The 13,987-nt window shown below is 66.2% G+C and carries 8 protein-coding genes; 5 read left to right on the top strand and 3 right to left on the bottom strand.

Annotated features, from left to right (window positions below; translation table 11 throughout):
- Window positions 1–9 precede the first annotated feature (9 nt).
- The 5 genes from VK533_RS10745 (at window position 10) to VK533_RS10725 (ending at window position 10,358) form a co-directional block, all read left to right on the top strand.
- Window positions 10–2,331, top strand: a complete 2,322-nt coding sequence (locus VK533_RS10745) for a serine hydrolase (RefSeq protein ID WP_324377283.1) — start codon at window positions 10–12, stop codon at window positions 2,329–2,331.
- The gene (locus tag VK533_RS10740; RefSeq protein ID WP_324377281.1) at window positions 2,328–3,944 is read left to right on the top strand and encodes an alpha-L-fucosidase; all 1,617 of its coding nucleotides are present in this window, start codon (window positions 2,328–2,330) and stop codon (window positions 3,942–3,944) included. Before VK533_RS10745 ends, VK533_RS10740 begins: the two co-directional genes overlap by 4 nt.
- 100 nt (window positions 3,945–4,044) lie before the next feature.
- Window positions 4,045–5,655, top strand: coding sequence for a D-alanyl-D-alanine carboxypeptidase/D-alanyl-D-alanine endopeptidase (gene dacB / locus VK533_RS10735; RefSeq protein ID WP_324377278.1), 1,611 nt, complete (start codon window positions 4,045–4,047; stop codon window positions 5,653–5,655).
- Between the two features lie 168 nt (window positions 5,656–5,823).
- Entirely contained in the window at window positions 5,824–7,740 is a 1,917-nt protein-coding gene (locus VK533_RS10730; protein WP_324377276.1) for a hypothetical protein, read from the top strand.
- Between the two features lie 284 nt (window positions 7,741–8,024).
- Window positions 8,025–10,358, top strand: a complete 2,334-nt coding sequence (locus VK533_RS10725) for a transketolase (RefSeq protein WP_324377274.1) — start codon at window positions 8,025–8,027, stop codon at window positions 10,356–10,358.
- An 84-nt stretch (window positions 10,359–10,442) separates the two neighbouring features.
- Here the strand turns inward: VK533_RS10725 and VK533_RS10720 are convergent, their stop codons facing one another.
- From VK533_RS10720 to VK533_RS10710, 3 genes are read right to left on the bottom strand one after another with little or no spacing between them, the layout of a single operon-like run.
- Window positions 10,443–11,138, bottom strand: coding sequence for an ABC transporter ATP-binding protein (locus tag VK533_RS10720; protein WP_324377272.1), 696 nt, complete (start codon window positions 11,136–11,138; stop codon window positions 10,443–10,445).
- 2 nt (window positions 11,139–11,140) lie between these two features.
- Complete coding sequence (locus VK533_RS10715; protein ID WP_324377269.1) at window positions 11,141–12,424, bottom strand: efflux RND transporter periplasmic adaptor subunit; 1,284 nt, start codon at window positions 12,422–12,424, stop codon at window positions 11,141–11,143.
- Window positions 12,421–13,908, bottom strand: coding sequence for an efflux transporter outer membrane subunit (locus VK533_RS10710; protein WP_324377267.1), 1,488 nt, complete (start codon window positions 13,906–13,908; stop codon window positions 12,421–12,423). The genes VK533_RS10715 and VK533_RS10710 overlap by 4 nt, the downstream gene beginning before the upstream one ends.
- Between the last annotated feature and the right edge of the window lie 79 nt (window positions 13,909–13,987).

Here is a 13,987-nt window from a genome sequence, read left to right as displayed (position 1 = left end):
GGACATATCATGACCCGGCCGCTCCGTTCCGTCCTTCTGCTTGTGATCGGCCTGTTCATGACGACCGCGGCGCAGGCAGCGGCGCCGCCGACCGACGCCATCGCCAAAGCGGTGCAATGGGAACTGGCGGCCAAGGCCATTCCGTCGATCGCGGTCGCTCTGGTCGATCGCAACGGCATCGTCTGGTCGCAGGCGTGGGGCTATGCCGATGGGGACCATAAGATACCGGCGGGGCCGGCCACCATCTATCGGGCGGGTTCGGTGTCCAAGCTGTTCACGGACGCCGCGATCATGCGGCTGGTAGAGGCGGGCAAGCTCGATCTCGACGCGCCGGTTACGCGCTATCTGCCCGGTTTCCGTCCGCACAATCCGTTCGGCACCGACATCACGTTGCGCGAATTGATGACGCATCGCAGCGGGCTGGTGCGCGAGCCGCCGCGCGGCCATTATTTCGACATCGGCGCCAAGGGTCAGGCCGATACGGTGCTGAGCCTCAACGACACGACGTTGGTGGCCAAGCCGGGCACGCTCACCAAATATTCCAACGCCGGCCTCGCGGTAGTGGGCGAGGTGCTCGCGGCGGTTACGGGCAAACCCTATGAGCAGGCCGTGCACGATCTGGTGCTCGGGCCGCTCGGCATGACCGCCAGCAGCATGTCGCTCGCGCCGGTCAAGGACCGCCTTGCCTATAGCGAAATGGCGTCGTTCGATGGCCCGCGCTTTCCCGCGCCACCGTTCGATCTGGGCACGCCCGCCGCCGGCAATCTCTACACCACCACCGGCGATCTCGGCCGGTTCGCGACCTTGATGCTCAACCACGGGCAGACGCTGCTGAAGCCGGCGACGGTCGAGGAGATGTGGCGCGTCCAATATCCGTCGAACAACGGCCCGCGCAATTTCGGGCTCGGCTTCATCGTCACCGATCTCGACGGGCAGCGGATGGTCGGCCATTCGGGCGCGGTCTACGGCTTCTCGACCGAACTGCGCTTGCTGCCCGAAGCCGGCATGGGCGCGATCGTGTTCAGCACGGTCGATTCCGGCGTCAGCGCGGGCAAGCTCGTCCGCTACGCGCTCCAGGCCTGGCGGGCGGCGCAAGCGGGGCAGCCGGTCCCGGCCTATCCCGAAAGCGCGCCCGTTGCCGGCGATGAGGCGAAGCGCCTGTCGGGGCGGTATAGCGATGGCCATGCGAGCGTTTCGACGCGCATCTATGCCGGCCAGCTCGCGCTCGACGCGCCTGAGACTGCGGGCATGATCCGCAAGCTCGGTACTGCCTATCTGATCGACGACGCGCAGGCCTATGACGACAAGCTGGCCTTCGCGCCGGACGGCAGCTGGCTGGAACTCGACGGCAAGCACTATGTGCGGAGCAGCTGGGCGGAGCCGCCTTTGCCCGCGCCCGACTTCGCGGCGTTGGTCGGCGAATATGGCTGGCCGCATAATGTGATGCAGATCTACGAGCGCGACGGGCAGCCGTTCATCCGGATCGAATGGGTCGATTATCGCCCGCTCCGCCGGATCGATGCCGACGATTACGCCTTCCCGACCGATCGCGGCCTCTATCCATTGGAGACGCTTCACTTCGAGCGTGGCGCGGACGGACAGCCGGTCGCGGCGATCCTGAACGGCATACGCTGGCCGCGCCGCGATTTCGGCGCGGAGACGCAGGCGATCGTGCGGCAGGGCATCAACGGCGACGTCACCGCGCTGCGCACCGCCGCGCTCGCCGCCAGCCCGCCGGCGGAAGCGCCCAAGCCGCGCAAGTCCGATCTGGTCGCGCTGACCTCGCTCGATCCGTCGATCAAGCTCGAGATACGTTATGCGTCCGACACCAACTTCCTGGGCGTGCCCGTCTATCAGAGCGCGGCCGCGTTCATGCAAAGGCCCGCGGCCGAGGCGGTGGCGCAGGTCAGCCAGTTGCTGCATGCGCAAGGCTATGGCCTGCTGATCCACGACGCCTATCGCCCGTGGTTCGTCACCAAGATGTTCTGGGATGCGACCCCGCCCGATCATCATCAGTTCGTTGCCGACCCGTCGCAGGGCTCACGCCACAATCGCGGCGCGGCGGTCGATCTGACGCTCTATTCGCTCGCCACCGGCAAGGCGGTGATGACGACCGGACGCTATGACGAATTCTCCGACCGGTCCTATTCCAACTATATCGGCGGGACCGATCATCAGCGCTGGCTGCGCGAAAAGCTGCGCGCGGCGATGGAGAGCCATGGCTTCGCGGTCTATCCCGAGGAGTGGTGGCATTTCGATTTCGGGCCCTGGTCCGAATATCCGATCGGCAATGCCTCGTTCGAGCAATTGAAGACGGGCGCGCGCAAATGAGGCGCTTTGCAATCGGCCTCTGCGCAATCCTGCTCGGCGGGACGGCGCTTGCGCAAAGCCCGACCGCGCCGACCGCCGGCACCGATCCGGCGGTGCTGGATCAGCAGTGGGTCGATGCTAGCAAGAAGTTCGACGCGCCGCGCAAGGCGCTGCTCGCGACCGTCGGCAAGACGGTCAAGGCGGGGCCGTTCCGCGCCGATTATGAATCGCTGAACACCTACGAAATCCCGCAATGGTTCAAGGATGCCAAGTTCGGCATCTTCATCCACTGGGGCGTCTATTCGGTCCCGGCCTATGGCAACACCTGGTACCCGAACCAGATGTATATCCACGGCACCGACATCTTCAAACATCATGTCGCGACCTACGGCCCGCAGGACAAATTCGGCTACAAGGACTTCGTGCCGATGTTCAAGGCCGAGCATTTCGATGCGAAGGCCTGGGCGCATCTCTTCAAGCAGGCGGGCGCGCAATATGTCGTGCCGGTGTTCGAGCATCATGACGGCTTCGCGATGTACGACAGCGCTTTATCCGATTGGACCGTCGCCAAGATGGGGCCGCGCCGCGACACGGGCGGCGAGCTGGCCGCCGCGATCCGCGCCGAGGGCATGCATTTCGGGGCGTCGACGCACCGGATCGAGCATGATTTCTTCATGGGCGCGGGACGCGAATTTTCGTCGGACGTGAACGACCCCAAATATGCGCAGCTTTACGGGCCGGCGCATGCCTGGCTGCAGGCCGACACCGACGACAGCGTTTATAACGACTTCACCTATGTCTCCGAGGCGTTCCAGGATGACTGGCTCGCGCGATCGGCCGAGATCGTCGAGAAATACCACCCGGAAATCATGTATTTCGATTGGTGGGACGGCCAGCCCGGGCTGCGCGACAAGCTCGCGAAATTCGCGGCTTTCTATTACAATGACTCGCTGAAGCATGACGGCCATGTCGGCGTCATCAATTACAAATATAACGCGATGAGTCCGCATTCGGCGGTGCTGGATCTGGAGCGTGGCCAGCTCGGCGACGTCCGCCCGCTGCACTGGCAGACCGATACGTCGATCAGCAACAAGAGCTGGGGCTATCTTGCCAAGGACGAATTCAAATCGCCCGGTTTCATCGTCCACCAGCTGATCGACATCGTCAGCAAGAACGGCAATCTGCTGCTCAATGTCGGTCCGCGCGCCGACGGCACGATCCCGGACGAGGTGCAGCAGATCCTGCTTGCGGTCGGGGGCTGGCTGAAGGTGAACGGCGAGGGGATATATAACACCACGCCCTGGATCATATGGGGCGAGGGGGCCAACAAGGCGGTCGGCGGCTCTTTCAACGATACCAAGGCGGACAGCTGGTCGGCCGACGACTTCCGCTTCACCACGCACGACGGAATCCTCTACGCGATCGAGATGGCGTGGCCCGAGAAGGGCGAGGCGGTGATCCGCACGCTCGCGACGGGCAGCGGCATCCCGGTCGACGCCGTGAATCTGCTGGGCGCGCAAGGCGCGCTTGAGTTTCATCAGAAAGCCGATGGCCTGCACATTACGCCGCCGCCGCGACCGCCCGGCGATTTCGCCTTCGTGTATCGCATCCGCCTTCGTGCTGCCGGGCATTAGCCACCGCGTGCGGCGCACGAAAGGACCATGACCAAGTCTCCGCCGCTACGCGGGGCTCGCAACGGATTTTCAACCGCCCGACGAGGGCCCGGAGGCAATGATGAAACTCGCTCCCTTGCGTCTATGCTGCCTGCCGATCGCGATCCTGGCTCCCGTAGCGGCAGCCGGGGCCCAGACCAGTGTCGCCGAAACGGTCCGCCAGGTTCAGCAGGATCCGGAACTGGCCCATTCGCGCCTGGGCGTCGAAATCTATTCGCTCGACAAGAGCGCGGTCCTGTTCAGCCAGGACGGAGACAAGTTCTTCACGCCCGGATCGACCACCAAGCTCGTGACCGAGGGTGCCGCGCTGGCGCTACTGGGTTCGGATTACCGCTTCCACACCCGTGTCTACCGGACCGGGCCGATCAAGGCCGGGGTGCTGGATGGGAACATCGTGATCGTGGCGAGCGGCGATCCCAACCTTTCCGGGCGCGTCGGGCCGGACGGCAAGCTCGGCTTCGTCGACGAGGATCACGATTATGGCGGAATGCCGCTGCCGGGAGACCCGGTGGCGCCACTGACGAAGCTTGCGCAGCAGATCGCGAGCATGGGCGTGCGACGCATCACGGGATCGGTTCTGATCGACGTAGGCCTGTTCGCGGAAGGCAATCGCGAAGGCGGATCGGGAATGTCGATTTCCCCCATCATCGTGAACGACAACACCATCGACGTTCTGGTCACGCCCGGGGCCGGCACCCAGCCGCCGATGGTCCGCACGGCGCCGGACGTGTCGGGCGTGCGCTTCGTCAACAAGCTGACGACGGGCGCGGCCGGGACGGATCCGGCGATCGAGCAAATTGTCGCGGTCCTTCCCGACGGAACGCGGGAGGTAACGCTGCGCGGTTCGGTTCCGAGCGGGCACGCCGTGATCAATAGCCCTTATGCGGTGGACAGCCCCTCCCGCTTCGCCGCGGACGTGCTGGTCACGCAATTGCGCAAGGCGGGCGTAGCGGTCGGCAAGGCGGCGCCCGATGGGCGCGCGGACAGCGGGGCGTTCACGGCGAGCTATCGTCCCGACCTGCTGGTGACCGACATCGTGTCGCCGCCGCTGAGCGAAGACGTGCGGATCACGCTGAAGGTAAGCCAGAACCTGCACGCGGCGACCATGCCTTATCTTATCGGCAGCCTGCTCGGTAAAGCGACGGCCAATGCCGACCAGCGCGGCCTTGCCCTGATCCACGACTGGCTTGAGAAAGCAGGGCTCGATCTGTCAGGCGCGGTGCAGGCGGACGGCGCGGGGGGCAGCGCAGACTTCACGCCCGATTTCATGGTCCATTATCTCGCCTACATGGCGAAGCAGCCCTTCTTCCCCGCCTTTTACGCCGGGCTGCCGATCCTCGGCAAGGACGGCACGTTGGCAGAGGTGGGGCGGGATTCGAAGGCGGCGGGCCACGTCTTCGCCAAGACGGGCACCTATGTCAGCAGCGACTTTTTGAATGATGCCATCTTCGTCGATGGCAAGGGGCTCGCGGGCTATACGACGTCACCATCGGGCGAACAGCTGGCCTTTGCGCTTTATCTCAACAAGGTATCGGTGCGGGCCCGGGCGGGCGCCGGAGGCTCGGCGATGAGCAGAATGAGCCATGTCGTCGCGGATCCGCTCGGCGCGATCGCCGCCGCCGCCAACATTGGTCCCATAACGACATCCGGAGATGGCGGCGTGCGCCAATGATGTTCGCGGGACCGGCGCCCGCCCGCCGCAAAAGGCAGGCATATTCTTCTTGGCAACGGGGCGGGCTTCAAGCCTCGTCGTGAGAAACATCCAAACCCGTTGTCGAATGGAAATCGAGGTTTAGGCGCAAGGCGGTTCGGTTTATCATGGCCCAAATTGGAGGGCGTGATGGCGGATACGGCTTGGTCTCGTCTGGTTGCGTCGGCGATAGCCTCTTCACTGGTTCTGGTCCCTGTAGCGGCGCGCGCCGCCCCTTCGGATATCGTCGTCACCGGCGTCCGATCCGGGCTGAGCGGCTGGCGGCAGGCGGAAACCAGCCATGTGCTCGTGCTGAGCGACGGCAGCGAGGACGAACTGGTCAAGCTGACGCGCAATCTGGAGCGGCTGCACTTCCTGCTGTCCGGGCTGATGGGTCGTGGCGCGGCCGACGACGATACGGTCAAGATCCGCATCACCCTGATCGGCGACGTGCTCGAATTCTCGAACATGCACCTAGTCAACAAGCGCTGGCAGCAGGGCCCCTATAACGATCTGTTCCAGATCAGCCGTTTCTACGATCCGCGTGCGGACGGGGTGGTGATGGCCTCGACCCGCGCCGACCAGCGCGTCGTGGTCGAACATACCACGATCACGCCGCAGTCGGTCGCGGGCGTGCTGAACTCGGTCGCGGCGAGCGGTACCGACCCGCAATTGCGCGCGGAATTGTCGGCCGCGGTCGGCGGTTTCGAGGTCACCGCCGGTATGCGGAGCTCGCAGGATCATCCCGTGACCTATGGCGAGAAGGCGATCGAGATGTCCGCCGAGAGCCTGCTTTATGCGGGCTACGCGCAGCACTTCCTGCAAACCTATTACCCCGCCGCCTACCCGCGCTGGTATCTCGACGGCTTCGGCCAGGTCTTCTCGACGATGGTGGTGAAGAGCGACACTGTGCTGGAATTTGGCCGCGCGCCCAACGGGGCGCAGACCGTGATGCACGAATTCGGGCCCTATCCGATCAAGGACGTGCTCGACGATGCCTACCTTTCCGAAAAGCCGCACAAGACCGGCTGGACCCCGATCCATGCCTGGGCGCTGACGCATTTCCTGTTCTTCTCGGACACGCGCCGGCCGCAACTGCGCCAATATCTGGCCGCGCGCGCCCAGGGCGAGGATGGCGCGACCGCGGCCCAGGTGTTCGGCGACCAGAAGGTGCTGGCGCACGAACTGGTCGGCTATTTCGCGCATCGTAAGCCCTATCTCCAGATCAGCTATGACGGCGCCAAGATCGAACAGCCGATCGTACGGCGGCTGCGCCAGAGCGAGGCAGCGTTCGTGAAGGGCCGGCTGGAAGTGGGCGCGCGCGTGGACATCCCGTACGCGCCGACCGCCGATATGCAGCCGGATCAGGCGAAGGCGATCGCCAAGGCGCGCGTCGAGGCGCTGCGGCTGCGCGATTCGTGGCTGGCGGACCTGCGCCGCGATGCCGCCCGCTGGTCGGGCGAGCCCGGCGCGCAATTGCTGCTCGCCGAGGCGGAGTGCCGCAGCGGCCATCCCGATCTGTGCCTGGTGGCGGCCGGCAACGCCGCGCGGCTGGCGCCGGAGGACCCGCGCGCGATGGTTTGGAAGGCGCTGGCTTTGATCCAGCAGGCGACCGCGGCGGCGCCGGAAGCGCGTGAGCCGTTGGTGGCCACCGCGCGCGACCTGATCGTCAAGGCGAACCAGATCGATCACGAGGCGATCGGGCCGATGATGGCTTATTATGAAAGCTTCGCCGCCGTCGGCCAGATGCCGAGCACGGCCGCGATCGACGGGCTGCAGAAGGCGATGGAGGAAGTCCCCGCCGCGCCGCAGACGCGGCTGACGCTGGCGGCCGCTTTGGCCAAACGCGGGCAGTATGACGTGGCGCGGCCGGTGATCATGCCGGTCGCGGCGGGCGCCTATGACTCGCCGGAGAAGCCGGCGGCGAAGGCCTTGCTCGCGCGGCTCGATTCATCGACGGGTACGCAGGAGCAGTCGCATGTCGCGCCGGGGCAAAGCGAGCCGGGGAAAGTCAGTGGTGCGCGGCCGGCGCCTTCGGCGGACGGGGTGGCGGCGACGCAGCCGTAGACCGGAAACCGCCTTCCATTTTCGTCACCCTGAACTTGTTTCAGGGTCCACCGTGTCAAAGGCTCGGCGATACGGATGCTGGGTGGATGCTGAAACAAGTTCAGCATGACGAAGAAGAGCGGCGGACGCACGTCTCCCACGGCTTGGGGCAAGCATTGTAACGACGAGATGCCCAATCTTGCCCCCGAGTAAGTGAGTACATAGGGCCAGGCGAATAAGCCTGATTTGATAAATTTTCTCCGATCAGGCATGTTGGCCAGACGCCCAAACCGAATGGACCCGACATGCCGATTCTCGCCGAGCCCAACGGGGCTGCGTACCGTTCCGATGCGGACCTGATCGATCTGCTCGACGGGCGCCTGCGGTGGCTGTCCGCCTGGATGATCCATAACGCCAACCATCTGCGTGAGAGCGAGGACGGGCTGAAGGTCGGCGGGCATCAGGCATCGTGCGCGTCGATGTCGACGATCATGGCTGCGCTTTATTCGACCGCGCTCCGCTCGCAGGACAAGGTGGCGGTCAAGCCGCACGCTGGGCCCCTACTGCACGCGATCCATTATCTGCTCGGCACGCAGACGCTCGACCAGCTTCAGCGCTTCCGCGGCTTCGGCGGGATGCAGAGCTACCCCAGCCGGACCAAGGACCGGATCCCGGTCGACTTCTCGACCGGATCGGTGGGGCTGGGGGTCGCGATCACCGCCTTCGCCAGCCTGGTGCAGGATTATCTGATCGCGCACGGCCGGATGGAGGAAGCCGAGGCCGGCCGCATGATCGCGCTGATGGGCGATGCCGAGCTCGACGAGGGCAATATCTACGAATGCCTGATCGAGGCCTATAAGCACGATATCCGCAATTGCTGGTGGATCGTCGATTATAACCGGCAAAGCCTGGACGCGACGACCGCCGACCGGATGTTCCGCCGGTTCGACGATATTTTCGAGACGTGCGGGTGGCGCGTGGTCACGCTCAAATATGGCAAGCGCCAGCTCGCCGCCTTCGCGCAGCCGGGCGGCCAAGCGTTGCGCGACTGGATCGACACCTGCCCCAATGCCGAATTCGCGGCGCTGACCTATCAGGGCGGCGAGGCCTGGCGTGTAAGGTTGCTTGGCGATCTGGCGGGCAACGCGCGCACATTGGCGCTGATCGAGGACCTCGACGATACGGCGCTGGCGACGCTGATGACCAACCTCGGCGGCCATTGCGCCGAGACGCTCGCACAGGCGTTCGCCGACGCGCAGGACGAACGGCCGACTTTGTTCATCGCTTACACGATCAAGGGCTATGGCCTGCCCTTTGCCGGCCATAAGGACAATCATGCCGGGCTGATGACCGAGACGCAGATCGAGGGATTGCGCACGAGCCTCGGGATCGCGCCGGGCGCGGAGTGGGAGCCTTATGCCGGGCTGGGCGAGAATGCCGCAGCCGCGCTACGGGCGTTCGTCGAAGGCGCCCCCTTCGCCAGCACGCCGCCCGAGCCAAAGGCGCCCGCCGTTCCGGTTCCGGCGATCGCCGCGCCGCAGGGCGACCAGTCGACGCAGGTGGCGTTCGGCCGCATCCTGCTCGAGCTTGCCAAATCGGGGCACCCGCTGGCCGAGCGGATCGTCACGACCTCCCCGGACGTCACGGTTTCAACCAATCTCGGAGCATGGGTCAATCAGCGCGGACTGTTCCGCCGCGCCGAACTGGCGGACGTGTTCCGCGCGGCGCGCATACCCTCGGCGCAGAAATGGGGCGCGCATGGCGCCGGCCAGCATATCGAGCTCGGCATCGCCGAGAATAATCTGTTCCTGATGCTGGCGGCGCTCGGCCTGGCCGCGCCTTTGTTCGGCACGCGATTGCTGCCGATCGGGACGGTCTATGATCCGTTCATCGCGCGCGGCCTCGATGCGCTGAATTACGGCTGTTACCAGGACGCGCGTTTCCTGCTGGTGGCGACGCCGTCTGGGCTCACGCTCGGGCCGGAGGGCGGCGCGCACCAATCGATCAACACGCCGCTGATCGGCATGGGCCAGCCGGGCCTGACCGCGTTCGAGCCGGCCTTCGCCGACGAACTCGCGGCGTGCATGGAATGGGCGTTCGGGCACATGCAGGCGGAAAGCGGCGGCTCGGTCTATCTGCGCCTGTCGACGCGCGGCATCGCCCAGCCGGCGCGATGCGGCGACGGTTGGCGCGGGCAAGCGCTCAAGGGCGGCTATTGGCTGCACGAGCCGCGCGGGACACAGGCGATCGCCTATATGGGCAGCATCGCGCCGGAGGCTATCGCCGCGTGGACGATCCTGCAGGAGCGCCATGCCGGTCTGGGGCTGCTTGCGATCACCTCGCCCGATTTGCTGCACCGTGGTTGGAGCAGCACCCAGGCCACCAGGGCGCGCGGCGAGACCGCCGAGGATTCACACGTCGAGAGCCTGCTGCGGCCGTTGGGCCGTGACGGCCGGCTGGTGACCGTCCTTGACGGCTCCCCCGGCGCGCTTTCCTGGATCGGCAGCGTGCTCGGGCAGCGCGTGCACGCGCTGGGGATCGACCGGTTCGGCCAGACGGGCAATCTGCCGGATCTGTATCAGGCCTACGAACTGGATGCGGAGGCGATCATGCGCGGTGCGGCGATGCTGTTTCGGTGAAGACCGCAGTCGAAATTTGCAAAAAATGCGCTAGCCGAATTAAGTGCACTGTCACCGTAATCTCCTTGCCAATTCGCCTCAACACTAATTGCCGCCCACCTCGACGCGATCCACCAGCCCATCCTTGAAGTGGACGATCTTGCGCGCATAGGCGGCCATGTCGGGTTCGTGGGTGACGAGCAGGACGGTCAGGCCGGCTTTGGCGTTGAGATCGGCGAGCAATTCCATGATCTCGATCGAGCGTTCGGAATCGAGATTGCCGGTGGGCTCGTCGGCGAGCAGCACATCGGGCTGGGTCACCAAAGCGCGTGCGATCGCGACGCGCTGTTGCTGGCCGCCCGAGAGTTCGGCGGGATTGTGGTGCGACCAGTCGGCGAGGCCGACCTGATCGAGCGCGGCCATGCCCTGTTCGCGGCGGATACGCCGGTCCTCGCCGCGATAGAGCAAGGGCAGTTCGACATTTTCGAGCGCGGTGGTGCGCGCGAGCAGGTTGAAGCCCTGGAAGACGAAGCCGAGATAGCGGCGGCGCAGCAGCGAGCGCTGATCGCGGTTGAGCCCCTCCACATGCACGCCGCGGAACAGGTAGGTGCCGGAGGTGGGCACATCGAGACAGCCGAGGATGTTCATCGTGGTCGACTTGCCCGATCCGGACGCGCCCATGATCGCGACGAACTCGCCCGACGCGACGTCGAGATCGATGCCCTTCAAGGCCTGAAAGGCGGCCGGCCCTTCGCCGAAGCGCTTGGTGATGCCGCGCAGCGAGATCAGCGGCGATTCCACGCTTATTTGGCCGCGCCAGCCAGCTGGCCGGTGATGACCTGGATGCCGGGGTGGACACCCGCGCCGCTGACTTCGGTCAGGCTGCCATTGCTGTGTCCGATCGTGACCGGGATCGCCTTGGGATTGCCGTCGGCGCCCACGGTCCACAGCTGCTGGCGGGCGCCGCGCGTGACGTCGGCATTCTTGGCGTCCTGCGGCGGCCCGCCGAAAATGCCCTTCTTTACCGCCGTGGCCGGCGGGGTGAAGCGCAAGGCGGCATTGGGCACGAGCAGCACATTCTTGACCGATTGGGTGACGATGCTGGCGGTCGCGGTCATGCCGGGTTTGAGCAACTGGTTCGGGTTCGAGACGGTTAGCTCGGCGGTGTAAGCGACCACCGTCGTGCTGGCGGCGGCGGCGGTGCCGGCGCTGTTGATCGTCGGGGTGGCGTTGGCGCCGAGATCGACGCGCGTCACCGTCGCGGGGAAGGTCTGGTTGGGATAGGCATCGACGGTGAAGGTGGCGGGTGCGCCGGCGTGCAGCTCGCCGACATCGGCCTCGTCGACCTTGACCTGCAACTTCATCTTGGAGAGGTCTTCGGCGATCGTGAACAGGGTCGCGACGTTGAAGGACGCGGCGACGGTGGTGCCCGGCTCGACCTGGCGCGACAGGACTACGCCGGTGACGGGCGCGTAGATCGTGCCCTTGGACAGGCTGGTCTGGTTGGTCGAGACGGCGGCGCGGGCCTGGGCGACCTGCGCTTCGGCTTGCGCGACGTTGGCGACGGCGCGGGCATAATCGGCGCGCGCGGTGTCGAGCTCGGTCTGCGACGGCACCTTGCCGCCCGACAATTTATAGACCTGTTCCTCGCGCGCGAGATTGGCTTTGGTCTGGGCGACGGTCGCGCGGTTCTGCGCGACGCTGGCGAGCGCGGCCTGCAGGGTCGCCTGGCTCTGGACGAGCGCGTCGCGCAGCCGCGACAGATCGAGCCGCGCGAGCGGCTGACCCTTGGTCACGCGATCGTTGTTATGGACATAGACCTGATCGACGAGGCCGGATTCCTCCGAGCCGACATTGACCTGCACGGTCGGCGCGAGATTGCCGGTCGCGGTGATCGTCACGGTGAGGTCATGCTTCTCGACCGGGGCGGTGGCGTAATGGACCGGCGGCGCGGGGCGGAAGCAGCGCGACAGCATCAGCAGCACGATCAGCAGCGGCACGCCGATGAAGATCCACTTGCGCCAGCGCCGCCAGCGCGAGCGCGGCGGCTGGCCGAGAAATTCGTCGATGTCGGTGTCGTCGGTCATGCGGGGTTCCCCGTCGGAATGGTCGCGTCGGGCTGCCAGCCGCCGCCGAGCGCGAGATAGAGTTGGACCAGCGCGAGCGCTTCGTCGGCGCGTGCGGACGCGAGTTGGTCGCGCGCCGAGAGCAGGCTCTGCTCGCTCTGCAGCACGGTCAGGAAATCGATCAGCCCCGATCGATATTGGCTACGCGCATAGATCGCGGCGTTGTTCGACGCGTCGAGCGCGACGGCGAGCTGGGCCTGGCGCGCCTTGGCCGCCTCCAGCGACTGGATCGCATTCTCGACATCCTCCAGCCCGCTGAGCACGGTCTGGCGATAATTGGCGAAGGCGAGATCGGTGCCGGCGCGCGCGGAACGCACCTGCGAATTGCGCCGTCCGGCGTCGAAGATCGTCTGCGTGATGCCCGCGAACAGGCCGCCGGTGAGCAGATCGCCGAGCTTTCCGATGCTGGCGGCGTCGGTGTTGATGTTGCCGCTGATCGATAGAGCCGGGAACAAGGCGGCCTTGGCGACGCCGATCCGCGCGGTGGCGGCGGCGAGCTGGCGCTCGGCGCTGCGCACGTCGGGGCGGCGGCGGAGCGTATTGGCGGGGATGCCGACCGCGATCGCATCGGGGCCGCGCGGGATCGGCTGCGTCGTCTCCATTTCGGTCCGCAGCGCGCCGGGCGCCTGGCCGGTGAGGATGCCGAGGCGATTGACCGCCTGCAGATAGGAGGTCTCGAGCGCGGGGATGGTGGAGGCCGTCTGCGCGCGCTGGGCGCGGGCCTGTTCGCCATCGAGCGACGAGGCGAGCCCGGCCTGCACGCGCCAGCCGGCGATCTCCAGATTGTCGTCCTGCGTCTTGAGCGTGCTGCGCGCGATTTCGAGCCGCGCCTGGGCGAGGCGGGCGTCGATATAATTGGTGGCGACCTCGCCCGCGACCGAGGTGCGCACGCCTTCGAGATCGAAGCGCGCGGCGGCTTCGTCGGCGCGCGCCGCCTGCATGGCGCGGGTCAGCCCGCCGAAGATGTCGACCTGCCATGACGCGTCGAGCCCGAGCGACAATTGGGTGCTGCCCGACGAGCCGCCGGTGGTGATGACGGTGCCGCCCGAGCCGTCGCTGCCGCCGCCGACGATGATCGACGACGAACCGCCATGGGTGAAGTTGCGGGTCGCGCCGGCCGAACCGGTGAGCGAGGGCAACAGGTCGCCGCGTGCCTGCACGAGGGATTCGCGTGCCTGCGCCAGCCGCGCGACCGATTGCGCGATCTGGAGATTGCCGGCGGTGGCGCGCGCGATCAGATCGGTCAGCAGCACATCGTCGAACTGGCGCCACCACGCCGAGAGGTCGGCCTGCACCGGTACGGTATTGGCGGGCGGAGCGGTGATCGGCGGCGCGAAGCCGGTGGGTACGTTAAGCGCGGCGGGCGCGGGCGCGTGATAATCGGGCCCCGCCGCGCACCCCGCCAACAGCAAAGCGATCGCGAGGATGCCCGTGCGCTTATTCATGGCGCAACGCATCGATCGGGTTGAGCGCGGCGGCGCGTTGGGCTGGCACATAGCCGAAGACGATCCCGAGGAAGGAGGA

This window comes from Sphingomonas sp. (assembly GCF_035317925.1).
In the GTDB taxonomy this organism is placed as follows: Bacteria; Pseudomonadota; Alphaproteobacteria; order Sphingomonadales; family Sphingomonadaceae; genus Sphingomonas_I.
This window is presented reverse-complemented; position numbering and strand designations above follow the sequence as displayed.

What these genes read in the sequence shown, in the direction of transcription:
- VK533_RS10725 (WP_324377274.1), top strand. Translation starts at nt 8,025, where the DNA reads ATGCCGATTCTCGCCGAGCCCAACGGGGCTGCGTACCGTTCCGATGCG.
- VK533_RS10715 (WP_324377269.1), bottom strand. Translation starts at nt 12,424, where the DNA reads ATGACCGACGACACCGACATCGACGAATTTCTCGGCCAGCCGCCGCGC.
- dacB (WP_324377278.1), top strand. Translation starts at nt 4,045, where the DNA reads ATGAAACTCGCTCCCTTGCGTCTATGCTGCCTGCCGATCGCGATCCTG.
- VK533_RS10745 (WP_324377283.1), top strand. Translation starts at nt 10, where the DNA reads ATGACCCGGCCGCTCCGTTCCGTCCTTCTGCTTGTGATCGGCCTGTTC.
- VK533_RS10710 (WP_324377267.1), bottom strand. Translation starts at nt 13,908, where the DNA reads ATGAATAAGCGCACGGGCATCCTCGCGATCGCTTTGCTGTTGGCGGGG.
- VK533_RS10740 (WP_324377281.1), top strand. Translation starts at nt 2,328, where the DNA reads ATGAGGCGCTTTGCAATCGGCCTCTGCGCAATCCTGCTCGGCGGGACG.
- VK533_RS10730 (WP_324377276.1), top strand. Translation starts at nt 5,824, where the DNA reads ATGGCGGATACGGCTTGGTCTCGTCTGGTTGCGTCGGCGATAGCCTCT.